The organism is Micromonospora sp. WMMC415, from assembly GCF_009707425.1.
Taxonomy (GTDB): Bacteria; Actinomycetota; Actinomycetes; order Mycobacteriales; family Micromonosporaceae; genus Micromonospora.
This window is the reverse complement of record NZ_CP046104.1, coordinates 5,738,054-5,762,676: the sequence shown is the minus strand read 5'-3', so window position 1 is coordinate 5,762,676 and position 24,623 is coordinate 5,738,054. Positions and strand designations below refer to the sequence as shown.

21 protein-coding genes and 2 pseudogenes are annotated in these 24,623 nt (G+C 71.9%); 15 read left to right on the top strand and 8 right to left on the bottom strand.

From position 1 onward, the window contains the following. The 5 genes and pseudogenes from GKC29_RS27000 to rny all read left to right on the top strand — a co-directional run bounded on the left by GKC29_RS27000 (window position 1) and on the right by rny (window position 5,879). Window positions 1-201 (top strand): DUF3046 domain-containing protein, encoded by a 201-nt coding sequence (locus tag GKC29_RS27000; RefSeq protein WP_073832642.1) that lies wholly within the window; start codon window positions 1-3, stop codon window positions 199-201. 184 nt (window positions 202-385) lie between these two features. After that, window positions 386-598: pseudogene (locus GKC29_RS30215) on the top strand (DNA recombination/repair protein RecA); the annotation flags it as partial. After that, window positions 578-2,722, top strand: coding sequence for a recombinase RecA (gene recA / locus GKC29_RS26995; RefSeq protein ID WP_230689122.1), 2,145 nt, complete (start codon window positions 578-580; stop codon window positions 2,720-2,722). The pseudogene GKC29_RS30215 and the gene recA, both read left to right, overlap by 21 nt. 9 nt (window positions 2,723-2,731) lie before the next feature. Continuing rightward, the gene (locus GKC29_RS26990; RefSeq protein WP_155333486.1) at window positions 2,732-3,421 is read left to right on the top strand and encodes a regulatory protein RecX; all 690 of its coding nucleotides are present in this window, start codon (window positions 2,732-2,734) and stop codon (window positions 3,419-3,421) included. Window positions 3,422-4,112: 691 nt separating this feature from the next. Next, the gene (gene rny / locus GKC29_RS26985; RefSeq protein ID WP_155333485.1) at window positions 4,113-5,879 is read left to right on the top strand and encodes a ribonuclease Y; all 1,767 of its coding nucleotides are present in this window, start codon (window positions 4,113-4,115) and stop codon (window positions 5,877-5,879) included. A gap of 134 nt (window positions 5,880-6,013) precedes the next feature. Here the strand turns inward: rny and GKC29_RS26980 are convergent, their stop codons facing one another. The 4 genes from GKC29_RS26980 to GKC29_RS26965 all read right to left on the bottom strand — a co-directional run bounded on the left by GKC29_RS26980 (window position 6,014) and on the right by GKC29_RS26965 (window position 9,344). Further along, window positions 6,014-6,910, bottom strand: a complete 897-nt coding sequence (locus GKC29_RS26980) for an amino acid ABC transporter permease (RefSeq protein ID WP_155333484.1) — start codon at window positions 6,908-6,910, stop codon at window positions 6,014-6,016. Beyond that, window positions 6,910-7,584: an amino acid ABC transporter permease gene (locus GKC29_RS26975; RefSeq protein ID WP_155333483.1), complete on the bottom strand. Its 675-nt coding sequence runs from the start codon at window positions 7,582-7,584 to the stop codon at window positions 6,910-6,912. Before GKC29_RS26975 ends, GKC29_RS26980 begins: the two co-directional genes overlap by 1 nt. A 78-nt stretch (window positions 7,585-7,662) precedes the next feature. Further along, window positions 7,663-8,529, bottom strand: coding sequence for a glutamate ABC transporter substrate-binding protein (locus GKC29_RS26970; RefSeq protein WP_155333482.1), 867 nt, complete (start codon window positions 8,527-8,529; stop codon window positions 7,663-7,665). A gap of 59 nt (window positions 8,530-8,588) precedes the next feature. Continuing rightward, a complete protein-coding gene (locus GKC29_RS26965) occupies window positions 8,589-9,344 on the bottom strand; it encodes an amino acid ABC transporter ATP-binding protein (protein ID WP_155333481.1) in 756 nt (251 codons plus the stop codon). A 181-nt stretch (window positions 9,345-9,525) separates the two neighbouring features. Between GKC29_RS26965 and selD the strand changes: the two genes are divergently transcribed. After that, the gene (selD, locus tag GKC29_RS26960; protein ID WP_155333480.1) at window positions 9,526-10,515 is read left to right on the top strand and encodes a selenide, water dikinase SelD; all 990 of its coding nucleotides are present in this window, start codon (window positions 9,526-9,528) and stop codon (window positions 10,513-10,515) included. Between the two features lie 200 nt (window positions 10,516-10,715). Next, window positions 10,716-11,195 (top strand): hypothetical protein, encoded by a 480-nt coding sequence (locus GKC29_RS26955; protein WP_155333479.1) that lies wholly within the window; start codon window positions 10,716-10,718, stop codon window positions 11,193-11,195. A gap of 13 nt (window positions 11,196-11,208) precedes the next feature. On the opposite strand, the gene GKC29_RS26950 is transcribed toward GKC29_RS26955, so the two are convergent. Further along, complete coding sequence (locus GKC29_RS26950; protein ID WP_155333478.1) at window positions 11,209-11,436, bottom strand: DUF2277 family protein; 228 nt, start codon at window positions 11,434-11,436, stop codon at window positions 11,209-11,211. A gap of 53 nt (window positions 11,437-11,489) precedes the next feature. Here GKC29_RS26950 and miaB point away from each other — a divergent pair, with 53 nt between their 5' ends. Continuing rightward, complete coding sequence (gene miaB / locus GKC29_RS26945) at window positions 11,490-12,989, top strand: tRNA (N6-isopentenyl adenosine(37)-C2)-methylthiotransferase MiaB (RefSeq protein WP_155333477.1); 1,500 nt, start codon at window positions 11,490-11,492, stop codon at window positions 12,987-12,989. Window positions 12,990-13,097: 108 nt separating this feature from the next. On the opposite strand, the gene GKC29_RS26940 is transcribed toward miaB, so the two are convergent. After that, window positions 13,098-14,306 carry a DUF349 domain-containing protein gene (locus tag GKC29_RS26940; RefSeq protein WP_155333476.1) on the bottom strand — a complete coding sequence of 403 codons (1,209 nt, stop codon included), beginning with the start codon at window positions 14,304-14,306 and terminating at the stop codon, window positions 13,098-13,100. Window positions 14,307-14,653: 347 nt separating this feature from the next. On the opposite strand from GKC29_RS26940, the gene GKC29_RS26935 reads away from it, so the two are divergent. The 3 genes from GKC29_RS26935 to dapF are packed head-to-tail and all read left to right on the top strand — an operon-like array spanning window position 14,654 to window position 17,167. Then, a complete protein-coding gene (locus GKC29_RS26935; protein ID WP_155333475.1) occupies window positions 14,654-15,373 on the top strand; it encodes a class III extradiol dioxygenase subunit B-like domain-containing protein in 720 nt (239 codons plus the stop codon). After that, the gene (gene miaA / locus GKC29_RS26930) at window positions 15,358-16,317 is read left to right on the top strand and encodes a tRNA (adenosine(37)-N6)-dimethylallyltransferase MiaA (RefSeq protein ID WP_230689121.1); all 960 of its coding nucleotides are present in this window, start codon (window positions 15,358-15,360) and stop codon (window positions 16,315-16,317) included. Before GKC29_RS26935 ends, miaA begins: the two co-directional genes overlap by 16 nt. A 7-nt stretch (window positions 16,318-16,324) precedes the next feature. Then, window positions 16,325-17,167, top strand: a complete 843-nt coding sequence (gene dapF, locus GKC29_RS26925; RefSeq protein ID WP_155333474.1) for a diaminopimelate epimerase — start codon at window positions 16,325-16,327, stop codon at window positions 17,165-17,167. A gap of 88 nt (window positions 17,168-17,255) precedes the next feature. On the opposite strand, the gene GKC29_RS26920 is transcribed toward dapF, so the two are convergent. Continuing rightward, the gene (locus GKC29_RS26920; protein ID WP_155333473.1) at window positions 17,256-18,728 is read right to left on the bottom strand and encodes an NAD-dependent malic enzyme; all 1,473 of its coding nucleotides are present in this window, start codon (window positions 18,726-18,728) and stop codon (window positions 17,256-17,258) included. A gap of 175 nt (window positions 18,729-18,903) precedes the next feature. Between GKC29_RS26920 and hflX the strand changes: the two genes are divergently transcribed. Further along, complete coding sequence (gene hflX / locus GKC29_RS26915) at window positions 18,904-20,346, top strand: GTPase HflX (RefSeq protein ID WP_155334363.1); 1,443 nt, start codon at window positions 18,904-18,906, stop codon at window positions 20,344-20,346. 152 nt (window positions 20,347-20,498) lie between these two features. Next, window positions 20,499-22,148, top strand: a complete 1,650-nt coding sequence (locus tag GKC29_RS26910; RefSeq protein WP_155333472.1) for a hypothetical protein — start codon at window positions 20,499-20,501, stop codon at window positions 22,146-22,148. A 101-nt stretch (window positions 22,149-22,249) separates the two neighbouring features. On the opposite strand, the gene lexA is transcribed toward GKC29_RS26910, so the two are convergent. Continuing rightward, window positions 22,250-23,035 carry a transcriptional repressor LexA gene (lexA, locus tag GKC29_RS26905; protein ID WP_155333471.1) on the bottom strand — a complete coding sequence of 262 codons (786 nt, stop codon included), beginning with the start codon at window positions 23,033-23,035 and terminating at the stop codon, window positions 22,250-22,252. A 563-nt stretch (window positions 23,036-23,598) separates the two neighbouring features. Between lexA and nrdR the strand changes: the two genes are divergently transcribed. Both nrdR and GKC29_RS30670 read left to right on the top strand, forming a co-directional pair. Beyond that, a complete protein-coding gene (gene nrdR, locus GKC29_RS26900; RefSeq protein ID WP_155333470.1) occupies window positions 23,599-24,099 on the top strand; it encodes a transcriptional regulator NrdR in 501 nt (166 codons plus the stop codon). 33 nt (window positions 24,100-24,132) lie between these two features. Further along, window positions 24,133-24,618, top strand: a pseudogene (locus GKC29_RS30670) (vitamin B12-dependent ribonucleotide reductase); the annotation flags it as partial. Window positions 24,619-24,623 lie beyond the last annotated feature (5 nt).

Genomic DNA, 24,623 nt, shown 5'->3' with positions numbered 1-24,623 from the left:
GTGCGGCTGACCGACTTCTGGGCGCGACTGGAGGAGGCGTTCGGCCCGGGGTACGCGGCCAGCATCGCCAGCGACCAGGTGCTGTCCCAACTCGGTGGGCGGACGATCGAGCAGGCCCTCGCCGCGGGTGAGGAGACGCACGTCGTGTGGCGGGCCGTCGTCGCCGCGTACCCCGACCGGGTGCCGGCCCGGCTACGCTGAGCAGCCTTTTCTCCGCGTCCGCGTGTCGCTTGCCCGGTCGTACACCTGTTCGGCTATTGTCCACAGCGGGGTGCTCGTCCACAGCTCGCGGCCTCGTCGCTGGTTTTCTGTCGGACCCAGCGCCTAGCGTGTCCGCGTGACGCGAAGCTCAGCAAAGACGCCGGCGAAGGCAGGGGTGGCAACGATGGCGGCAGCGCCAGACCGGGAGAAGGCACTCGACCTTGCTCTCGCTCAGATCGACAAGCAGTTCGGCAAGGGCTCGGTGATGCGGCTGGGCGAGCGCCCGGTCATCCAGACCGCGGTGGTCCCGACCGGCTCCATCGCGCTCGACGTGGCGCTCGGCGTGGGCGGCCTGCCCCGCGGCCGGGTCGTCGAGATCTACGGCCCGGAGTCCAGCGGTAAGTGCCTCACCGCTGATACGCACCTCTGGACGGACCGCGGACTCGAGACCGTCGAGGAACTCTTCGCGCGCTGTGGCCAGCCGGTGAGTTGCACGAGTCGGGTCACCGACATCCGCGACCTCGGTGTGCGGATGGTCAACGAGCGGGGTGAGCTCGAACCGGTAGCGGCACTGACCCACAACAACCGCAAGCGGGTGATCAAGCTCGGGCTGCGTTCCGGGCGCACCGTGACCGCGACAAAGAACCACCCGCTGCGGGTGATCACCGAGCGGGGATTCATCGCCTGGCGCACCGTCGGCAGCATCCGTCCTGGCGACTTCCTGGTGTCGGCCACCTTCGGTGCTTCGGAGGCGGCCCTCGGCGATGGCCTCTCCGAGGACGAGGCCGTGATCCTGGGCTATCTCGTCGCCGAGGGCTCACTCGGCTACGAGCACAGCGTCCGGTTCACCAATTGGGATCCCGAGGTGAGCGGTGAGTACTGCCGCCTCATGGAGCAGACGTTCGGTGTCGAGGTCCGCAACTACGACAACAAGGAGTTCGTCGTCTCGGGCGGGGAGTTCCGCAAGCGCCTTGCGGAGGAGTACGGCCTCGACTACGTGACGGCACACGGCAAGAGCGTCCCTTACCGGGTGCGCACCGCTGGCCACAAGATGCAGCGCGCGTTCTTGTCGGCGCTGTTCGAGGGCGACGGGTGGATCGACGAGAGTTCCACGATCGGGCTCGGCACCGCTTCCGAGCAACTGGCCCGCGAGGTTCAGTTGCTGCTCTACGGGCTCAACATCCCGAACACCGTCTCCGCCAAGTGGAACGAGAAGTACCAGCGCGACTACTGGACCGTCACGGTCAACCCGTCCGTTGCGCACCGGTTCCTCGCGGAGGTCGGGTTCCGCTCCGCGCGGCGCCGCGCGCAGGTTGAGCGCTGCTTCCAAGTCAGTAAGCGCGATGCCCAGTTCGAGAACGCCCCGCATCTCAAGGGACTCATCCAGGATCTTCGTGACGACTGTGGGGGTGATCGGGAGTTCGACCGAATCGCAGGCGACCTCTTCCGTACGGACTTCGGTCTGGCCTGCTCCCGCACCCGGCTGATGAAAATCGTCGAGTGGGGGGAACGGCGGCAGGCGCGCCTGTCGGCGTCAGGGAGAGCCATCGTGGCGCACCTTCGGCATCTCGCGACCTCCAGGTACACCTACGAGGAGGTGGTCGAGGTCGTCGACGCTGGCGCTCAGCCGACCTTCGACGTCATGTTGCCGGGAACCCACAGCTTCCTCGCCAATGGGGTGCTCTCACACAACACCACCGTCGCCCTCCACGCGGTGGCGAACGCCCAGCGGGCCGGCGGCATCGCGGCCTTCGTCGACGCCGAGCACGCGCTCGACCCGGAGTACGCGAAGGCCCTCGGCGTCGACACCGACGCCCTGCTGGTCTCCCAGCCGGACACCGGCGAGCAGGCGCTGGAGATCGCGGACATGCTGGTCCGCTCCGGCGCGCTCGACATCATCGTCATCGACTCGGTCGCCGCGCTGGTGCCGCGCGCCGAGATCGAGGGCGAGATGGGCGACAGCCACGTGGGTCTCCAGGCCCGGCTGATGAGCCAGGCGCTGCGCAAGATGACCGGTGTGCTCAACAACACCGGCACGACGGCGATCTTCATCAACCAGCTCCGCGAGAAGATCGGCGTCATGTTTGGAAGTCCCGAGACCACCACCGGTGGTCGGGCGCTCAAGTTCTACGCCTCGGTCCGGCTCGACGTGCGTCGCATCGAGAGCCTCAAGGACGGCACCGACGTGGTCGGCAACCGCACCCGGGTCAAGGTCGTGAAGAACAAGGTCGCCGCGCCGTTCAAGCAGGCCGAGTTCGACATCATGTACGGCAAGGGCATCTCCCGCGAGGGCTCGCTGATCGACGTCGGCGTCGAGCAGGCGATCATCCGCAAGTCCGGCGCGTGGTACACGTACGACGGGGACCAGCTCGGCCAGGGCAAGGAGAAGGCCCGCGAGTTCCTCCGGGAGAACCCGGACGTGGCCGCCGAGATCGAGAAGAAGATCCTGGAGAAGCTCGGCGTCGGGATCGGTGCGGGCGACGCCGCCGGTGGCCCGGAGCTGCCGCCGGTCGACTTCTGATCCTGACCCGTGGCATCACGACGCGCCCGTACGGGGCGAGGCTGGGACGCCGGCCCGCCCCGCACGGGGGACGCCACGACCCCCGCACCGCGCCGGGGTCGCCGTGGCCGGGCCACCGAGACCAATGCCGAGGTCACTCCGCCCCGTGACGAGGCCGAGGTGGCCCGGGAGATCTGCCTGCGTCAGCTCGCCGTACGCCCGCGCACCCGTGCCGAGCTCGCCGGCGCGCTGGCGAAGCGGGGCATCTCCGAGGAGGTCGCCTCGGCGGTCCTCGACCGGTACGACGAGGTCGGCATCATCGACGACGCCGCCTTCGCCCGTGCCTGGGTCTCCAGCCGCCACGCCGGCCGGGGTCTCGCCCGCCGGGCGCTCGCCACCGAGCTGCGCCAGCGTGGCGTCGACGGGGACGCCGCCAAGGCGGCGCTCGGCGAGTTGGACGACGAGACCGAGGCCGAGACCGCCCGCGCCCTGGCGGAGCGGAAGCTTCGCACCGCACGGGGTGAGCCGGACGCGGTGTTCCGCCGGTTGGTCGGCATGCTGGCCCGCAAGGGCTACTCGCCGGGGGTGGCGATCCGCGCGGTGAAGGACGCCCTCGCGGCGCAGAGCGCCGAGGCGGCCGAGTTCGCCGACCATATCGACGAGGACGCCCTCGCCGACGCCGAGGGTGATCTTGACCGGGAGAGCCGCACACTCGACTGACCGGCGTACGCCAGCGGCCCCGCCCGCAACCGACGGCTGGCGGCGCCGGCTGTCACCAACCCGCCTCGACCGGCCGGAACGGCCCGGCGGCGTGTCCGCGTTTGTCCGCCGCTGTCCTGCCTCTGATCAGCGGAGAGTCGCCTCGCAGATTCTCTCCGTTCGGGGGGTTTGATCATGAGTTCTTGACCAGACCGCCCCCGGAGACCTAGCCTCGCCATACAGGCTCACATTGCCCGACCAGCGCAGGCTAAGCGCACAACATAGATCGCGTAACAGAACAGCATCACTTTGGCCGACCCAGTCGGTCCTGCTGTCAGCTCCGGACGGGCCGGTCCGGAGCCGACGTGACAACTGCACGTGACCGCCGACGATGCCGCCCGGGCACCGCCGGCGGGGAGCGCTACCCATGGCCAGCCGCTCCGGTCGGGCGTCCAGAGCCGCAGGAGCGTGCCCACCGGCACGTGCCTGCGGCGCGACGTTCAGGGGAGGCGCGCCATGGCTAGGCGGCAGGTGTCACCAGGGAGACCGGCATGAGCACGCGGGCCGGCGGGCCCGGCGCACGGTCTTCCGCAGCTGCCGCCGTGCCGTCCCGAGCGTGGGAGGTCGTGGAGGAGAACGGCCCCTGGACGGGCCGAAGGGCTCCCGGATCCTCATCGGCGCCGGTCGCGGCACGGGCCGGCGGGGGTGTGGCATGAGCCCTTTCGACGTCGTCCTCCTCGTGGCCGTCCTGGTGCTGACGCTGGTCGTGCTCGGGGCGGTGCTGCTCGGCGTCCGCGTGGTGCGGCGGCTCGGGACGGCGCCGGCCCCGGAGGACCCGGCCTTCATCGCTGAGAAGGACCGCCAGGAGCAGTCCCTCGCCGCGCTCCGCTCGGCGGCGGACGAGGCGAACAGCACGATCGACGTGGCGAAGTCGGCCGCCGCGGCGGCACGGGCCGAGGCGGCGGCCGCCAAGGCGGAGGCGAAAGCCGCGCGGGCGGAAGCGCGCCGGGTGCTCGACGACGCTCGGGCCGAGGCGGACACCATCCTGGAGCGGGCCCACAAGCAGGCCGAGGCCGACGCCGAGCAGCTGCGAACCACCGCGCGGCGCAGCGGTGAGCGGGAGGTCGCGGTCCTCGCCGCGACGACCCGGGAGCAGGCCGCCGAGGTGGAGCGCCGGGCCGCCCGGATGGACGAGCGGGAGCGGATGCACACCGAGGAGGTGGAGCGGCTCGCCGAACGGGAGCGGCAGCTCAGCGCCGCCAGCGCCGCTCTCGCGGCCCGCGAGTCCGCCCTCGCCCAGCGGGAGGTGGAGCTGACGCTGGCGGAGGAGCACCGTCGCCGGGAGTTGGAGCGGGTAGCCGGGCTGACCGCGGACGCCGCCCGCGCGGAGCTGATCGAGGCGATCGAGGTGCAGGCCAAGCGGGAGGCCGCGCTGCTGGTCCGGGACATCGAGTCCGACGCGCGCAGCACCGCCGAGGACCGCGCCCGCCACATCGTCGTGGACGCCATCCAGCGGGTCGCCAGCGAACAGACCGCGGAGAGCGTGGTCAGCGTGCTGCACCTGCCCGGCGACGAGATGAAAGGCCGGATCATCGGCCGCGAGGGGCGCAACATCCGGGCCTTCGAATCGGTCACCGGCGTCAACCTGATCATCGACGACACCCCGGAGGCGGTGCTGCTCTCCTGCTTCGACCCGGTGCGTCGCGAGGTCGGCCGGCTCACGCTGGAGAAGCTGGTGCTGGACGGCCGGATCCACCCGCACCGCATCGAGGAGGTCTACGACCTGGCCCGGCACGAGGTGGAGCAGCTCTGCCAGCGGGCGGCCGAGGACGCCCTGGTCGAGGTCGGCATCACCGAGATCCACCCGGAGCTGGTCACCCTGCTCGGTCGGCTGCGCTACCGCACGTCGTACGGGCAGAACGTCCTCAAGCACCTCGTCGAGACCGCCCACATCGCCGGCACCATGGCGGCGGAGCTGCGGCTGGACGTGCCGACGATCAAGCGCTGCGCGTTCCTGCACGACATCGGCAAGGCGCTCACCCACGAGGTGGAGGGCAGTCACGCGATCATCGGCGCCGACGTCGCCCGCAAGTACGGCGAGAGCGAGGACGTCGTCCACGCCATCGAGGCGCACCACAACGAGGTGCCGCCGCAGACCATCGAGGCGGTGCTCACGCAGGCGTCCGACGCGTGCTCCGGCGGCCGCCCGGGTGCCCGGCGGGAGAGCCTCGAGGCGTACGTCAAGCGCCTGGAGCGGATCGAGGAGATCGCGGCCGGCAAGCTCGGCGTGGAGAAGGTCTTCGCCATGCAGGCCGGCCGGGAGATCCGGGTGATGGTGAAGCCGGAGGACGTCGACGACATCGGCGCCGCCGTGCTGGCCCGGGACGTGGCCAAGCAGATCGAGGAGGAGCTGACCTATCCCGGTCAGATCCGGGTCACCGTGGTCCGCGAGTCCCGCGTCACCGAGATCGCCCGCTGAGCCGGTTCACCCGCTCGTCGCTGCTACCGGCGGCCGGCTTATCGCGGCGGGGCGATCGCAGCGGCCATCGGCACGCGGTCCGGACGACGTCGCCGGGCTGCCCCCACCGGTAGGGGCAGCCCGGGCGGGCGTCCTCAGCCCTGCGGCTCGGTGACGGTGGACCCGCCCTCGGGTGCCGAGTCCGGAGCCAGGTCACGGCGGGTCTGTCTCGGCATCCGGAAGCCGCGGGCGCGGCTTCGCCGGTCGAGCCAGCCGGCGAGGGCGGTGAGCAGCGAGTTGATCACGATGTAGATGACAGCCGCCACCATCGCCGCCGCCACGATGTTGCCCTTGTTGGCCGCGAGGTCGTTGACGCCGCGCTGGAGCAGCTCCGGGTAGGCCACGATGTAGCCGAGGGCGGTGTCCTTGAGCAGCACCACGAGCTGGCTGACGATGATCGGGAGCATGGCCCGGGCGGCCTGCGGGATCAGGATGAGCTGCATGACCTGGCTCTTGCGCATGCCGATCGCGTACGCGGCCTCGGACTGACCGCCGGGCACGGACCGGATGCCGGCGCGGAACGCCTCGGCGAGCACCGACCCGTTGTAGAGGGTCAGCCCGATGACCACCGCCCAGAAGGCGCTCACCGGCCCCTGGATCAGGAACGGCACGCCGTAGAAGACGAAGAAGATCATCAGCAGCAGCGGGACGGCCCGGAAGAACTCCACGACCGCACCGGCGGGGACGCTGATCCACCAGTGGTCGGAGAGGCGGCCGACGGCGAAGATGATGCCGAAGGCGAGGGAGAGCACCATGCCGACCGCCGCCGCCTTCAGCGTGGCCCACAGGCCCGGCAGGATGAACTGGGTCCAGGTCGCCGGCTCGGTGAACGGCTTCCAGAGCGCGGCCTCCCACTGGCCGGCCTCGTCGAACTTCGAGTAGATCCACCAGAGCAGCACGGCCACGCCGATGCCGAAGACGACGCTGAGCACCCGGTTGCGGACGCGGGCGCGGGGCCCCGGGTGGTCGTAGAGGACGGAGCTGGTGCTCATCAGCGCTTCACCGCCAGACGGTTGGCCAGCCAGCCGAAGAAGTAGCCGGTGGGGATGAGGATCGCGGCGAAGGTCCCCGCGAAGACCAGGAAGATCGGGATGACCGCGTCGCCGTTGCTGTTGATGAGGTCCTTCATCACGTTGGAGGACTCCATCAGGCCGATGGTGCCGACGATCGTGGCGTTCTTGCACAGGGCGATGAGGATGCTGCCGAACGGCGCGATAACCGAGCGGGTCGCCTGGGGCAACACCACGATCCGCAGCGTCTGGGCGAAGGTCAGCCCGATCGCGCGGGCCGCCTCGGCCTGGCCCGTCGGTACGGTGTTGACGCCGGAGCGCACGGCCTCGCAGACGAACGCGGCGGTGTAGACGGAGAGACCGATTACGCCGAGCCAGTAATTGTTCAGGTTGAGGTCTTCGGCGAGGCTCAGGCCCAGCGTCGAGAAGAGACCGAAGTAGCAGAAGAACACGACGAGCGTGAGCGGGGTGTTGCGGAAGATGTTGACCCAGGCCGCCCCGAAGCCCCGCAGCACCGGCACGGGGGACACCCGCATCGCGGCCAGCAGCACGCCGATCACCAGGGCGAAGACCGCCGACGCGCCGGTCAGCTTCAAAATCCAGAGAAAGCCCGACAGGTACGCGTCGAAGTTCGTCGGATCAGCGAATACGTGCATGCTTCGGCTCCTGTGGCGTCGAGGCGGGGGTGACAGGCCGGGGCCGGCATCCACGTGGGATGCCGGCCCCGGAACCGGTCAGACGCTGCCGCAGTTGGTCAGCTTGGTGGTGTCCAGCTCGGGCGCGGCCTTGCCGCTCTTACCCAGGGTCTTGTCCCACGCGGCCTTGTAGCTGCCGTCGGCCGCCGCGGCCTTCAGGATCTCGTTGACCTTCTCGCAGCCGGTCTTGTCCTCCTTCTTGAGGCCAATGCCGTACGGCTCATCGGAGAAGGTCTTGCCGACCACCTTGAACTTGCCGGCGTACTGATCCTGGGCGGCGTAGCCGGCGAGGATGATGTCGTCGGTGGTCACCGCGTCGACCTGGCCGTTCTCCAGGCCCGGCAGGCACTTCGAGTACGAGTCGAACTGCTGCAGCTTGGCCTTCGGGTAGTCGGTCTGAATCCGCTTGGCCGGGGTGGAGCCGGACACCGAGCAGACGGTCTTGCCGTCGAGCTGCTCCGGGCCGGTGATGGTCGAGTCGGCCTTCACCAGCAGGTCCTGGCCGGCGATGAAGTACGGCCCGGCGAAGTTGACCTTCTTCTTCCGCTCATCGTTGATCGTGTACGTGGCCACGACCAGGTCCACCGTGCCCTGCTGGATGAACGGCTCGCGGTTGGCCGACACCGTGGTCTTCCACTCGATGTTGCCCTCTTCGACGCCCAGGCCCTTGGCGATGATCTTCGCGATCTCGACGTCGAAGCCCTCGTACTGGCTGCCGGTCTGCAGGCCCAGGCCGGGCTGGTCCGCCTTGACGCCGATCACGAGCTTCTTCTGGCCCTCGGCCTTGCCCACGATGCCACTGGCGCCCGAACCGCCGGAGCCCGTCTCGCTGTCGCCGCCGCAGGCGGTCATCGCGAACGAGAGGGCGGCGACCGCGGCGACCGCCGCCACGCGCTTGATACGCATACTCTTCTCCTTCTTGAACGGAGCCCACCGGGGGACGGCGTTGCTCCACATACGGACGCCTAGTGCGTGAGGATCTTGGAGAGGAAGTCCTTGGCCCGCTCGCTGCGGGGATTGGCGAAGAACTCCGTCGGCGGAGCGTCCTCGACCAGCTTGCCGTCGGCCATGAAGATGACCCGGTTGGCCGCGTGGCGGGCGAAGCCCATCTCGTGGGTGACGACGACCATCGTCATGCCGTCGCGCGCCAGGGACGTCATCACGTCCAGCACCTCGCCGACCATCTCCGGGTCGAGCGCGCTGGTCGGCTCGTCGAAGAGCATCGCCTTGGGCTGCATGGCCAGCGCGCGGGCGATCGCCGCCCGCTGCTGCTGGCCGCCGGAGAGCTGGGCCGGGAACTTGTCGGCCTGGTTGGCGATGCCGACCCGGTCCAGCAGGGCCAGGCCGCGCTCACGGGCGACCGACGGCTTCTCCTTGCGGACCTTCAGCGGCCCCAGGGTGACGTTCTCCAGGATGGTCTTGTGCGCGAAGAGGTTGAACGACTGGAAGACCATCCCGACCTCGCTGCGCAGCTTGGCCAGCGCCTTGCCCTCGGCAGGCAGCGCCTGCCCGTCGAAGGTGATGGTCCCGGAGTTGATCGGTTCCAGCCGGTTGATCGTCCGGCAGAGCGTGGACTTGCCCGAGCCGGACGGGCCGATCACCACGACCACCTCGCCGCGCCCGACCGACAGTGAGACGTCGTCCAGCACGTGCAGCGGCCCGAACCACTTGTTGACCGAGTCCAGCACGATGAGCGGTTCGCCCGTCGTCACGTCGTCCACCGTCCCTGTCGTCGCGCGGCCGAGGTCGGATGACCCCCGGTTGGGCCACTGTAGGCGGGGTGATGTGGCGGAATGCAACTCAGTTGGTCACGGAGCGGTAACACCGTTGGCGGGACGTGCCGGGAGTCCGTTTCTGACCGCTCGGCTGGCGGTCACCGGCCGCGACGGAGATCATGTGGGGATGACCGAACCGGTCCGGCTGACCCGGTACGCCCGCGGCGGCGGCTGCGCCTGCAAGATCCCGCCGGGCGAGCTGGAGGCGATGGTGGCGGGCCTCGGCCCGACCCCGGGCACGGCCGATCTGCTGGTCGGTCTCGACCACGGCGACGACGCCGCCGTGGTCCGGCTCGACGAGCGTACGGGCGTGGTCAGCACCGCCGACTTCTTCACCCCGGTCGTCGACGACGCGTACGACTGGGGGCGCATCGCCGCCACCAACGCCCTCTCCGACGTGTACGCGATGGGCGGCACCCCGCTCGTCGCGCTGAACCTGCTCTGCTGGCCACGGGAGGTGCTCCCGCTGGAGCTGGCCCGGGAGGTGCTGCGCGGTGGGCGGGACGTCGCCCGCGACGCCGGCTGCCACCTCGCGGGCGGCCACAGCGTCGACGACGAGGGCCCCAAGTACGGCCTCGCGGTGACCGGGACCGTCCGGCCGGACGATCTGATCACGCTGGACGCCGGTCGGGCCGGGCTGCCGCTGTCGTTGACCAAGCCGCTCGGCGTCGGTGTGCTCAACACCCGGCACAAGGCCACCGGGGAGAGCTTCCCGGAGGCGGTCGCGACGATGACCACGCTGAACCGGGACGCCGCGCGGGCGGCGGTGGCGGCCGGTGTCCGGTGCGGCACCGACGTCACCGGCTTCGGGCTGCTCGGCCACGCGTCGAAGCTCGCCCGGGCCAGCGGGCTGACGGTGGCGATCGACACCACCCGGGTGCCGTACCTGGCCGGTGCCCGGGAGGCGGTCCGGGACGGCCACGTCAGCGGGGGCAGCCGCCGCAACCTCGACTGGGTCACGCCGTGGACCGACTTCGGCGCGACCGGAGAGGCGGACCGTCTGCTGCTGGCCGACGCGCAGACCTCGGGCGGCCTGCTCGTCGCGGGCGAGCTGCCCGGTGCCACGGTGATCGGCGAACTGCTTCCCCGGAGCGAGCACCTTCTCGTCCTCCGCTGACCCCGTGTCGAGTGCCTGGCGCGGCACCATACCCGATAAACTGTCACCTTCCCGCTACTCGGAGCAATGGGGCCCGAGGAAATTTTGCCCGGAATGGTCACAGACCGGTAACTTGCCCCCGGCTGAGGTCAAATGCACCCCACCATCGTCAGTAAGGCCCGATCCGGAGGCCGGTGGGACGAGCACAGCGAGGAGGCGGCATGACCGAGCTGTGGAACTGGAGAATCGACCAGGTGCGGCCGGCGGAGGTCTGGCCGGCGCTGGCCGAGGCGCTCGGCCGGGTGGTGATGCCCCTGGCGGTGGCCGACCCGATGCGGCTGCCCCGGTACGCGGTGGTCTGCGACATCTGGCAGGCGCCGGGGGAGTTCGCCACGATCGTCGACTGCTACGGGGTGCCCGACACCCTGGCCGAGCTGCCCAGCGTCGCGGCCCTGGCCCGCCTGCTCAACCGCAACTGCGTGCTGCGCGACGACACACTCGACGAGACCCGGCACCTGCTCGTCGCCCCCGACGGCACGATCCGCCCGGTGCACTTCGACGTCCGCGAGACGGACGACGGCGAGGTCCTCAGCAACCAGCGGCTCTGCACCGAGGCCAACCCGGGCTGTCGCGGCTGGTCCCGCTGCCACCGCTCGCGCTGGGCCCCCGACTCGGTGCTCCCCGCGCTCGCCGCCGCCTGAGGCGCAAGCAAGCTCAGTTGGGTGTGGGGGTGCGTCGGTTCCGTACCTCCAACTGGTCCAGCAGGGTCGCGGTGGCCGTCGCGACCGCGGCTACCGCGGCGTCGAACGCCGCGGCGTTGTGGGCGGCCGGCGCGCGGAACCCGGAGATCTTCCGGACGTACTGCAACGCTGCGGCCTGGATGTCCGCGTCGGTCACCGCCGGGGTGAACGGCTCACGCAGGGTCTTGATGCTCCGGCACACGGCTCCTCCTCGATTCCGGCCCATCCGGGCTGTCCGGATACGCTGTCCACGTCATGACTACCGCAGCGGCGAGCAGCCCGCGCACCTACCAGGTGCGCACGTACGGCTGCCAGATGAACGTGCACGACTCCGAGCGCATTTCCGGCCTGCTGGAGCAGGCCGGTTACGTGCGCGCGGCCGACGCCGACGACACCCCCGACGTGGTCGTCTTCAACACCTGCGCCGTGCGGGAGAACGCCGACAACCGGCTCTACGGCAACCTCGGTCATCTGCGCCCCGTCAAGGACCGGCACCCCGGGATGCAGATCGCGGTCGGCGGCTGCCTCGCCCAGAAGGACCGCGGCGAGATCGTCCGCAAGGCGCCCTGGGTCGACGTCGTCTTCGGCACGCACAACATCGGGTCGCTGCCGGTGCTGCTGGAGCGGGCCCGGCACAACACCGCCGCCGAGGTGGAGATCCTCGAATCGCTCGACGTCTTCCCGAGCACCCTGCCCACCCGCCGCGAGTCGACGTACGCCGGCTGGGTGTCGATCTCGGTCGGCTGCAACAACACCTGCACGTTCTGCATCGTGCCCTCGCTGCGCGGCAAGGAGAAGGACCGCCGCCCCGGCGACATCCTCGCCGAGGTCCGCGCCCTGGTCGACGAGGGCGTGCTGGAGGTGACCCTGCTCGGGCAGAACGTCAACTCGTACGGCGTCGAGTTCGGCGACCGGTACGCGTTCGGCAAGCTGCTGCGCGCCTGCGGTGACATCGACGGGCTGGAGCGGGTCCGGTTCACCAGCCCGCACCCGAAGGACTTCACGGACGACGTGATCGCCGCGATGGCCGAGACGCCGAACGTGTGCCACTCGCTGCACATGCCGCTGCAGTCCGGCTCCGACGACGTGCTGCGGGCGATGCGCCGCTCGTACCGCTCGGAGAAGTACCTGGGCATCATCGAGAAGGTCCGGGCGGCGATGCCGGACGCGGCGATCACTACCGACATCATCGTCGGATTCCCCGGCGAGACCGAGGCCGACTTCGAGCGCACCCTCGACGTGGTGCGCGAGGCCCGGTTCGCCTCGGCGTTCACCTTCCAGTACTCGAAGCGTCCCGGCACCCCCGCCGCGACCATGGACGGGCAGCTGCCCAAGCAGGTCGTGCAGGAGCGGTACGAGCGGCTGATCGCCACGGTGGAGGAGATCACCTGGGCGGAGAACAGGAGGCTGGTCGGGGAGACCGTCGAGGTGCTGGTCGCGGTCGGCGAGGGGCGTAAGGACGAGCGCACCGGCCGGATGTCCGGGCGCGCCCGGGACGGCCGCCTGGTGCACTTCGACGTCGGGTCGCTCGCCGGGCGGATCCGCCCCGGCGACATCGTGCACACCGTCGTGACGTACGCCGCCCCGCACCACCTGAACGCCGACGGCGAGCCGCTCGCGCACCGGCGCACCCGGGCCGGGGACGCCGCCGAGGCGGGGCGTGCGCCGCGTACCCCCGGGGTTCTGCTCGGCCTGCCCACGATTGGCGCGCCGGCGCCGGCACCCGCCGCGACCGGCGGCTGCGCCGCCCACTGACCGAGCGGGCCGGCGCCGCGCCGCGGTGCGCGACCTGGCTGACCCCAAGAGCCAAAGCGGCGGAAGCCCCGGTCCCGTCACGGGACCGGGGCTTCCGGCTCGATCACGTCAGCCGGCCTGCTCGGCCAGTTGGAGGAACTGCCGCTTCGAGGCCAGCGCCTGCTCGGCCTCCCGGATCCGGCGGGCGTCACCGGCGGCCTGGGCCCGGCCCAGCCGCTCCTCTGCCTCCGCGACCTGCGCCCGCATCTGGGCCAGCAGCGGGTTGTCCTGCGGGCTGGTGCGCCGCCACGCCGAGTCCATCACCTCGCGGACCTTCTCGTCGACGGCACGCAGCCGCCGCTCCAGGCCCGCCGCCGCCTCCCGGGGCACCCGCCCGGCCTCGTGCCACTGCGCCTGGATCTCCCGCAGCTTGGCCTGGGCACCCTTCGGGTCGCCGTCGACGTCCAGCGCCTCGGCCTCGGCCAGCAGCGCCTGCTTGCGCTCCAGGTTGGCGCGCTGCTCGTTGTCCCGGGCGGAGAAGACCTCGCTGCGCCGGGAGAAGAACGCGTCCTGCGCGGCCCGGAACCTCTCCCAGAGCCGCTGCTCGGCCTCCTTCGAGGCGCGCGGTGCCGCCCGCCACTGGTTCATCAGGTCCTTGAGCTGGCCCGCGGTGGCCGCCCAGTCGGTGGAGTCCTGGAGCTTCTCGGCCTCGGCGACCAGTTCCTCCTTGACCGCCTGCGCCTGCTTGCGCTGCGCGTCGAGGGAGGCGAAGTGGGCGCCACGCCGGCGGGTGAAGCCGTCCCGGGCCGCCGCGAACCGCTTCCACAGCTCGCCGTCGGTCTTCTTGTCGACCCCGCGGATGGTCTTCCACTCGTCGAGGATCTCCTTGAGCCGATCCCCGGCGGTCTTCCAGCCGGTCGACTCGGCGGCCAGCTTCTCGGCCTCCTCGACCAGGGCCGTCTTGCGGGCGAGCGCCTCGGTGCGGGCGGCGTCCCGGGCCGCCCGGGCCTCGCCGGCCTTCTCCTCGGCGACGCCGGCGAGCCGGTCCAGCCGGGCGGCCAGCCCGTCGATGTCGCCGACGACGTGCGCCTCGGCCAGCGAGGTGCGCAGCCGGCGGATCGTGCTGAGCGAGTGAGCCGCGTCCGCGGCGCCCGAGTTGAGCCGAGCCTCGGTCAGATCCACCTCGGTCACCAGGTCGGCGAAGCGACGGGCGAAGTGGGCCAGCCCTTCCTCCGGTGCTCCTGCTTGCCAGGAACCGACCACCCGCTCGCCCTCGGCGGTCTTGACGTACACGGTGCCGTCCGCGTCCACCCGTCCGAAGGCAGTCCAGTCGCTCATGTGCCCATCCTCGTTCTCCCGGCGTCGCGGGTCAGTCCCGCGAGCACCGCCACGGCGCAGCCAAGTTTCTCCCCGGCATTGTCACAGGTGCGCCCCCGTTCCCGTCGAGCGCCTATCGCCGACCGTGACCATACGGTGTCCTACCGCCCGCGCGCTCCCGTCGGAGGGTGAGTGTCGGAATCATCCGTACGGTCCAGACCCGTCGATCGGCCCCGACGACGGTTGCGGGACGACCGGAGGTGGCCGCTCGGGGTGCGCAGAGCGGGATCGTCGCCCGGGGCGGGGGCCCGTCCGACTGATCGGCGGGCACCCGGCCGCGCCCGCCGTGGCCCCGCTACGGTGACCAGGTGCCTCTGGTCGCCGCCGCCGTCTGCCCGCACCCGCCCCTGCTCGTTCCCGAGGTGGCCGGGGCCGCCGCGCCCGAGCTGGACGACCTCCGTACGGCCTGCGACGCCGCCGTGGCCCGGCTCCTCGCCGCCGGGCCCGACGAGATCGTCCTCGTGGGCGGCGGGCCCGCGACGACGACGTTCGGCGCCTCCGACCGCGGGTCGCTGCGGGGCTACGGGGTGGACCGGAGCGTCCCGCTGGGGCGGACCGACGGTGCCGGCGCCGAGCGCCTCCCGCTGAGCCTGACCCTGGGGGCGTGGCTGGTCGGCCGGTCCGGCACCGCGTTGCCCCGGTCCGCCGAGGCGGTCGCGGTCGACGAGCCCGTGTCCGGCTGCGTGGACCTCGGTTCGGAGCTGCTCCGCCGGGGCGACCACCGCACCGCGCTGCTGGTCATGGGGGACGGTTCGGCCTGCCGGGGCGAGAAGTCCCCGGGCTACGACGACCCGCGCGCCGAGCCGTACGACGAGGGGGTCGCCCGGGCCCTGGCCGCCGCGGACGCCGACGCCCTGCTCGACCTCGACCCGGTGCTGTCGGCCGAGCTGAGGGTCGCCGGCCGCGCGCCCTGGCAGGTGCTGGCCGGCGCGGTCCGCGCGGCCGGCGGCGACTGGCGGGGCGAGGTGACCTACGACGCGGCGCCCTACGGCGTGGCCTACCTCGTCGCCTCCTGGGAGCCGGCGTGACCGGGCCGGTCGGGGCCGGTGGCAGCCGTCCGCCGGTCGGCGCGGTGGTCGCGGTGGTCGGGCCCACCGCGGCCGGCAAGTCGGCGCTGAGCATCGCTCTCGCCCACGCGCTCGACGGGGAGGTGGTCAACGCCGACTCGATGCAGCTCTACCGGGGCATGGACATCGGCACCGCCAAGCTCACCGTCGCCGAACGGGAGGGGGTGCCGCACCACCTGCTGGACATCTGGGACGTGACGGAGCCGGCGAGTGTCGCGGAGTACCAGCGGCTGGCGCGGGCGGCCGTCGACGACATCCTCGCCCGGGGACGGGTGCCGTTGCTGGTCGGTGGCTCCGGCCTGTACGTGCGGGCGGTGCTGGAGCAGTTCGAGTTCCCGGGCACCGACCCGGCGGTCCGGGAGCGGCTGGAGGCGGAGCTGGCGCAGGTCGGGCCGGCTCCGCTGTACGCGCGGCTGCGCGAGGCCGACGCGGAGGCGGCGGCGAGCATCCTGCCCGGCAACGGACGGCGGATCGTCCGCGCGCTGGAGGTGATCGAGCTGACCGGCGCGCCGTTCACCGCGTCGCTGCCCGAGCCCACGCCGTACTACCCGTCGGTGCAGGTCGGCGTCGACCTGGACACCGCGCCGCTCGACGAGCGGATCGCGCTGCGGGTCGACCGGATGTGGGCCGACGGCCTGGTCGCCGAGACCCGCGAGCTGGTCGGTCGCGGCCTGCCCGAGGGGCGTACGGCCAGCCGGGCGCTCGGCTACCAGCAGGTCCTGCGGTTCCTGGCCGGCGAGCTGACCGAGACCGAGGCGTACGAGGAGACGATCCGGGCCACCCGGCGGTTCGTCCGCCGGCAGCGGTCGTGGTTCCGGCGTGACCCGCGGGTCCGGTGGCTCGACTCGGCGTCGCCCGGGCTGGTGGCGGATGCCCTGCGGGTGGTCGCCGGCGCTGCGCGATGATGGGGATGTGGAGTTCACCAAGGGGCACGGCACCGGCAACGACTTCGTGATCCTGCCCGACCCGGACGGCGCGCTGGATCTCACGCCCGGCCTGGTGGCCGGGCTCTGCGACCGGCGGCGTGGCATTGGCGGTGACGGCGTGCTGCGCGTGGTCCGGGCGGCGAAGCACCCCGAGGGTGCCGCGTTGGCCGACGAGGCCGAGTGGTTCATGGACTACTGGAACTCCGACGGCTCGTTCGCCGAGATGTGCGGCAACGGCGCCCGGGTGTTCGTCCGCTACCTGTTGGAGACCGGGCTGGCCGCACCCGACGGCGCGGTGCTGCCGGTGGCCACCCGGGCCGGTCTCGTGCGGGCGCGCGTCGAGGGGGCGGGGGTGGCGGTCGAGATGGGCCGTCCCCGGCTGTACGACACGTCGACCGCCGCCCTCGGCGGGCTGACGCTGCCGGGCACGGCCGTCGACGTCGGCAACCCGCACCTGGTCTGCGCGCTGCCGGCCGGCCTGGACCTGACCGCGCTCGACCTCACCCAGGCGCCGCAGGTCGACCCGGCGGTCTTCCCGGCCGGGGTGAACGTCGAGTTCACCGCGCCGGGCGACCCGGTCGACGGCACGGACGGCCACGTCCTCATGCGGGTGTACGAACGTGGCAGCGCCGAGACCCTCTCGTGCGGCACCGGCGCCTGCGCCGTGGCCGCGGTCGCCCTGCGCGACGCGGGCCGCAACACCGGCGTGGTGGCGGTCGACGTCCCGGGCGGCCGCCTGGCGGTCACGATCACCGACGAGACCTGCTGGCTCGCGGGCCCGGCGGTCCTGGTCGCGACGGGCGAGGTGACCCCTGCGGCCCTGACCTGATCCCACCGGTCCCGACCCTCGTCCCCGCGATCGTGCACTTTGTGCCTCGATGGCCCGGAAGGCGCAGATCGGGGGCCGGGGTTTCGGGTTACGGGGTGGCGCTGGCGTTGGCGGCGATCTCCGGGAGGTCGGCCGGGCCCGGGTCGGCTGCCGGGGGTGGGGTTGCCGACGGGTTCTGGGCGGCGGCGCGGACCGCCGCCGCGACCGCGGGAGCGACCCGGCTGTCGAAGACGCTGGGCACGATGACCGTCGGGTTGATCTTGTCCTCACCGACGACGTCGGCGATCGCCCGGGCGGCGGCGATCGCCATCTCCTCGGTGAACTCCTCCGCGTGCGCGTCCAACATGCCCCGGAAGACGCCGGGGAAGGCCAGCACGTTGTTGATCTGGTTCGGCTGGTCCGAGCGGCCGGTGGCGACCACGGCGGCGTGCTTGCGGGCCTCCCGCGGGTCCACCTCCGGGTCCGGGTTGGCGAGCGCGAACACGATCGCGTCCTTCGCCATGGCGGCGATGTCATCGCCGGTCAGCAGGTTCGGCGCGCTCACACCGATGAACACGTCCGCCCCGCGGATCGCCCCCGGCAGGTCACCGGAGTAGTTCTCCTTGTTGGTGTGGTCGGCCAGCCACTCCCAGGCCGGGTTGAGGTTCGGCATCCCGCGGTGCAGGGCGCCCTGCCGGTCGTACGCGATGATGTCGCCCACGCCCTGCCGCAGCAGCAGCTTCATGATCGCGGTGCCGGCCGCGCCGGCGCCGGAGACCACGACCCGGACGTCCGCGAGCTGCTTGCCCACGACGCGCAGCGCGTTGGTCAGCGCCGCCAGGACGCAGATCGCGGTGCCGTGCTGGTCGTCGTGGAAGACCGGGATGTCCAGCGCCTCCCGCAGCCGCGCCTCGATCTCGAAGCAGCGCGGCGCCGCGATGTCCTCCAGGTTGATGCCGCCGTACGCGGGCGCGATCGCCTTCACGATCGACACGATCTCGTCGGTGTCCTGCGTGTCGAGCACCACCGGCCAGGCGTCCACCCCGCCGAAGCGCTTGAACAGCGCCGCCTTGCCCTCCATCACGGGCAGCGACGCGGCCGGCCCCAGGTTGCCCAGGCCGAGCACGGCGGAGCCGTCGCTGACCACGGCGACCGTGTTGCGCTTGATCGTGAGCCGCCGGGCGTCCGCCGGGTTCTCCGCGATCGCCTGGCAGACCCGGGCCACCCCGGGGGTGTACGCGCGGGACAGCTCGTCGCGGGTGCGCAGCGCGACCTTCGAGCTGACCTCGATCTTGCCGCCGAGGTGCAGCAGGAACGTCCGGTCGGAGACCTTGCGGACGTCGACGTCGTCCATCGCGGTGAGCGCGTCGACCACCTGGTCGGCGTGGCTGGCGTCGGCGGTGTCGCAGGTCAGGTCGACGATCACGTGGGTGGGGTCGGAGTCGACCACGTCGAGCGCGGTGACGATCGCCCCGGCCTCCCCGACGGACGTGGTCAGTCGTCCGATGGACGAGGCGTCCGCCGGGACCGCGATCCGGATCGTGATCGAGAATCCGGCACTCGGCAGTCGGGTGATGGCCACGCAGATCCCTCCGTCGACGCTGTACGGCTGCCCGCATTTCTACTCTCCGGGGCAGGTCGGCCGGCACGCGGCCCCGCTACCGGCGGGTACGGCCTCGGGCATATAGCGGGTGCGTCCGGCGTTGGCACATGTCAGGATTGCTTCCTACGTGACCAAACGGACAGGAGTAGTGAGTTTGCGAGACCAGGAGACCTTCGAGCCGTTCGAGGATGACGAGCTCGACGCCACCACCGGCGAGTTCGAGCTGTCGGAGCGGCAGGCGCTGCGGCGGGTCCCCGGCCTCTCCACCGAGCTCACCGACGTCACCGAGGTCGAGTACCGCCAGCTGCGGCTGGAGCGGGTCGTCCTGGTGGGGGTCTGGACGGAGGGCACGCAGGACGACGCGGAGAACTCGCTGACCGAGCTGGCGGCGCTGGCCGAGACGGCCGGCTCGCAGGTGCTCGAGGGGCTGATCCAGCGGCGCAACCGCCCCGACCCGGCCACCTACGTCGGCCGGGGCAAGGTCGACGACCTGGGCGCGGTCGTGCTGTCGACCGGCGCCGACACGGTGATCTGCGACGGTGAGCTCTCCCCGTCCCAGCTGCGCAACCTGGAGCAGCGCACCAAGGTCAAGGTGGTCGACCGGACGGCGCTGATCCTGGACATCTTCGCCCAGCACGCGAAGAGCAAGGAAGGTAAGGCGCAGGTCGAGCTGGCCCAGTTGGAGTACCTGCTCCCGCGGCTGCGCGGTTGGGGTGAGACGCTGTCCCGCCAGAGCGGTGGTAGCGCTCGTGCCGGCGGTGCCGGCGGCGTGGGTCTGCGCGGTCCCGGTGAGACGAAGCTGGAGACCGATCGGCGCCGGATTCGTACCCGGATCTCCCGGTTGCGCCGGGAGATCAAGGGCATGAAGACGGTACGCCAGACCAAGCGCGCCCGTCGGGCCCGCAACGCCGTGCCGGCCGTGGCCATCGCCGGCTACACCAACGCCGGCAAGTCCAGCCTGCTCAACCGGCTGACCGGGGCCGGCGTGCTGGTGGAGAACGCGCTCTTCGCCACGCTGGACCCGACCACCCGCAAGGCCACCACGTCCGACGGGCGCGTCTACACCCTGTCCGACACGGTCGGTTTCGTCCGGCACCTGCCGCACCAGATCGTCGAGGCGTTCCGCTCGACGCTGGAGGAGGTCGCCGAGTCCGACCTGGTCGTGCACGTGGTGGACGGCACCCACCCGGACCCGGAGGAGCAGGTCCGCGCGGTCCGCGAGGTGCTCGCCGAGGTGGGCGCCGACCGGCTGCCCGAGCTGCTCGTGGTCAACAAGGCGGACGCGGCCGACGAGGAGACCCTGCTGCGGCTCAAGCGGCTGTGGCCGGAGGCGATCTTCGTTTCCGCGCACACCGGTCGCGGTGTCGAGGATCTGCGTACCGCGGTCGAGGGCCGGCTGCCCCGCCCGGCCGTCGAGGTCCGCGCGGTTCTGCCGTACGACCGGGGGGACCTGGTGGCCCGTGTACACCGGCAGGGCGAGGTGCTGAGCACCGCGCACCTGCCCGAGGGCACCCTGCTGCACGTCCGGGTCGGCGAGGCGCTCGCCGCCGAGCTGGCTCCCTTCGAGGCGGCGGAGCCCGTCGGCCCGCGCTCCTAGGGTCCGGCCTGCCGATCTTGTCGAGCCGAGGCGAGGTCCGGACGCCGCCGGGCGTCGGCCGGACCTGCCGCCGGCCGACGGATGATCGGCTGGACGGGCCCTGGCCCGTCCAGGCGCACGGAGTCGTGTCGTCGGCGTGCGACACTGTGAGGATGCGCCGCGTTCTCACCTCGGTCACGGGTGCCCTCAGCCTGTTGGGGGCGACCGTGGCAGTCACCGGTGCCGTCCTGGCCGCCGCCCCGGCACCGGCCGAGGCGGCGGGCCAGAAGCGCTGCACCGTGACCGACCAACGGCTCGTCGAGCTCTCCGGTCTGGTCGCCGTCAAGACCGGCTACGTCGTGATCAACGATGGCACCGAGGTGGACAGCCGCAAGCGGATCTTCTTCCTGGACACCAAGTGCAAGATCGCCAAGGATCCGGTCCGCTACTCGGGCGGCGGCCCGGCGGACCCGGAGGACCTGGCGCTCTCGCCGGACGGCCGGACGCTCTGGGTCGCCGACACCGGCGACAACGTGACCAGCCGGCAGCGCCGCGAGCGCGTGGCGGTGTGGACCCTGCCCGTCGGCGGCGGCAAGCCGGCGACGCTGCACCGCCTGGCGTACCCGGACGGCAAGCCGCGTGACGCCGAGGCGCTGGTCATCGGCGACGACGGCAACCCGCTGATCATCACCAAGGTCACCTCCGGTAAGGCCGAGATATTCACCCCGGACGGGGAGCTGCGCAGCGGCGACACCGCGCCGGTGCCGATGAAGAAGGTCGGCGACGTCGAGCTGCCCAAGACGGAGACTGACAACCGGCTCGGGGTGCTCGGCCGGACGGCGATCACCGGCGCGGCCCGCTCCCCGGACGGCTCCCGGGTGGTGCTGCGCACGTACGCGGACGCCTTCGAGTACGACGTCGCCGGCGGTGACGTGGTCAAGGCGCTCACCACCACCGAGCCCCGGGTGACACCGCTCGCCGACCCGTTCGGCGAGGCCATCTCGTACAGCCCCGACGGCAAGTCCTTCCTCACCGTCTCCGAGGGCGGGCAGCTGGAGGAGGGCGAGACCGTCGACATCCTCGCGTACAAGCCGTCGACCCAGGGCGCCAAGCCGGTCGCGGCCGCGGCCGAGCCGAAGAAGGCGGCCGAGGCGTCGTGGTTCGACAGCCTGTCGTTGCAGGACATCATGTACCTGGTCGGCGCGGTGGGCCTGATCGGTGTGGCGATGGTCGGCGCCGGAGTGTTCGGCATCCTGCGCGCCCGTCGCAACCCCGTCGCGGGCCCGGACGACGACGAGCGCACCGACGACGGCGGCCCGGCCGAGGGTTTCCCGGCCGCGGACGACCGGTCGCGGGGCGGGGTCTACGGCGGCGCCGCCGGCGGGAGTGTGTACGGCGCGGCCGGCGGGGCGGGGCGCGGCCGGGAGGCGGGTCGACCGGGTGTCGCCCCGGCCGGCAGCGGCGTGTACGGCGGGGGTCGCCCCCCAGGTGGCGCCGACGGTGCCGTCTACGGCGGTCGCCCGTCCGGCGGAGGCGTCTACGGCGGCGGTGGCAACCCACCCGGGGCCGGCGGTGGTCGCCCGCCCGCCAGCCCGCCCCCCAGCGGTGGCCGTCCGGCCGGCGGTGGCCGAGGTGGGGTCTACGGCGGCGGCCCGGGTGGTGCCGTCTACGGCGGCGGTCCGGCGGAACCTCCCCGGCGCGGTGGCGGCGGGCCCGACCCGCGCGCCGGACGGCGTCGCGAGGACGGCCCCGACGAGAGCTGGGGCGGCCCGTATGGGCAGGTGCCCGGCGGCGGGCACGGCTACCACGGCGACCGCTACTAGGCCACAGCTACCACCGCGACGGCGTCCTCCGCCGCCGGTCCGGCGTCCCCCGCCGGTCGCCCGACGGCCCGGACCGTCGGGCTCCCCGTGAGGGACCGACGTCAGATGCGGCGCAGGACGGCGACGACCCGGCCCATGATCGTGGCGTCGTCGCCCGGGATCGGGTCGAAGGCCGGGTTCTGCGGCATCAGCCAGACGTGCCCGTCGCGGCGCCGGTAGGTCTTCACGGTCGCCTCGCCGTCGAGCATGGCCGCGACGATGTCACCGGAGTCGGCGGTGGGCTGCTGCCGGACCACCACCCAGTCGCCGTCGCAGATGGCGGCGTCGAGCATCGAGTCGCCCTTGACCTGGAGCATGAAGACCTCGCCCTCACCCACCAGCTCGCGGGGGAGCGGGAAGATGTCCTCGACGGCCTGCTCGGCGAGGATCGGGCCACCGGCGGCGATCCGGCCGAGCATCGGCACGTACGCCGGCGTCGGGCGCTGCGAGCGGGCCAGCTCGTCGTCGATCACGTCGCTGGGGGCCCGGACGTCGACCGCGCGCGGCCGGTTGGGGTCGCGGCGCAGGAAGCCCTTCTTCTCCAGCTCCTTGAGCTGGTAGGCGACGCTGGACGGCGACACCAGGCCGACCGCCTCGCCGATCTCCCGCACGCTCGGCGGGTAGCCGTGCCGCTCGACCCAGGTGCGGATGAACTCCAGGATCCGCCGCTGGCGGGCGGTCAGGTCGACCGTCGCGGGGTCGGGGAAGGCGCTCACCACCGGGGTGACCGGGCGTACGGCGGGCGCGCCGGTGCGGCTCCGCGCGGCGCCCCGGCGACGCGTGGCCGCCGCACCCGCGTCGGTGATCTGCTGCGGGCTCTTCGGCCGGCTGGCCCGGTCCTCGGTCACGTCCGTCCTCCCTGGTCGGCGCTGTGGTGCCTCGTCGGCTCGTGGTGCGTGCGGTGGTGCGGTGACGATGGCGGAGAACCGCCGTGCGTCCGTCGTTCATGACCGTATAGGTGAGATCAGTCATTTTCAAACATCTGTACGACGTTGCTCGGCGTGTCGGGGTGAAAATCCGCGCGGGTCGTACTCGTGTTCTGATAAATGGTACGTCGCGTCGAACGGCTGTTCTAATTCGGCGGATCGTCGGCGTCGGTCCACCGGGCGGCCGATAACCGGAGCGCCCCCCGTGCGGTTGGGTTTCCGGGCGACGGGGAAGAGGGGAGCGGTCCCGGACGTGGGTGACGCGCCGGACACGCCGGCAACTTGACCTCAGATCGTCGGCGGCATACGGTCGACCCCTAGATGTAGTAGTCACAAGGGCGTAAGTCGCCTACAGGTTGGGTTCGACTACCGAACGCACTTCCCAGCGCCAGCACGGCGAAGACCGTCGGAGGACGGCTCCGCCGTGGCGACGCGTGTCCGGAGGTCGAGCGGTGCGGCCCGTGGTCGACGAAGGAGGTCGGGCGATGCGGTGTCCGTACTGCCGGCACCCCGACTCCCGGGTGGTCGACTCGCGGGAGGCCGACGACGGCCAGTTGATCCGCCGGCGGCGATCCTGCCCGGAGTGCGGCAAACGGTTCACCACGGTCGAGGAGGCCGTCCTCGCGGTGGTCAAGCGCAGCGGGGTGACCGAGCCGTTCAGTCGTACGAAGATCATCGGCGGGGTGCGCAAGGCGTGCCAGGGCCGCCCGGTCGACGACGACTCGCTCGCGCTGCTGGCGCAGCGGGTCGAGGAGACCGTCCGGGCCAAGGGGGCCGCCGAGATCCCCAGCCACGAGGTGGGGCTGGCCATCCTGGGCCCGCTGCGGGACCTGGACGAGATCGCCTACCTCCGGTTCGCCAGCGTCTACCGGTCCTTCGACTCGCTCGCCGACTTCGAACGCGAGATCGAGACGTTGCGGGCCGCGGCCCGCGCCCGGGAGAGCGGCGGGGCCGACGCGGTCGAGGCCGCCGGCCGCACCAGCTGATTCTTCACAGTTTTCGAGAGATTGGGACGCGCGGTGGGTGACCGCGCAGACGAGGGGGGCGACGGCGTGACAACGAGCCGTTCACGAAGCAAGGCGGGCACCGGACTGAAGGTCGAGCGGGTCTGGACGACGGAGGGGGTCCACCCGTACGACGAGGTCACCTGGGAGCGCCGGGACGTCGTGATGACGAACTGGCGGGACGGCTCGATCAACTTCGAGCAGCGCGGCGTGGAGTTCCCGGAGGCGTGGAGCGTCAACGCGGCCAACATCGTGACCACCAAGTACTTCCGGGGCGCGGTGGGCACTCCGGAGCGGGAGTGGTCGCTCAAGCAGCTGATCGACCGGGTCGTCACCACCTACCGCACCGCCGGTGAGGAGTACGGCTACTTCGCCAGCCCCGCCGACGCCGAGGTCTTCGCCCACGAGCTGACCTGGATGCTGCTGCACCAGGTGTTCAGCTTCAACTCGCCGGTGTGGTTCAACGTGGGCACGCCCTCGCCGCAGCAGGTCAGCGCGTGCCTACC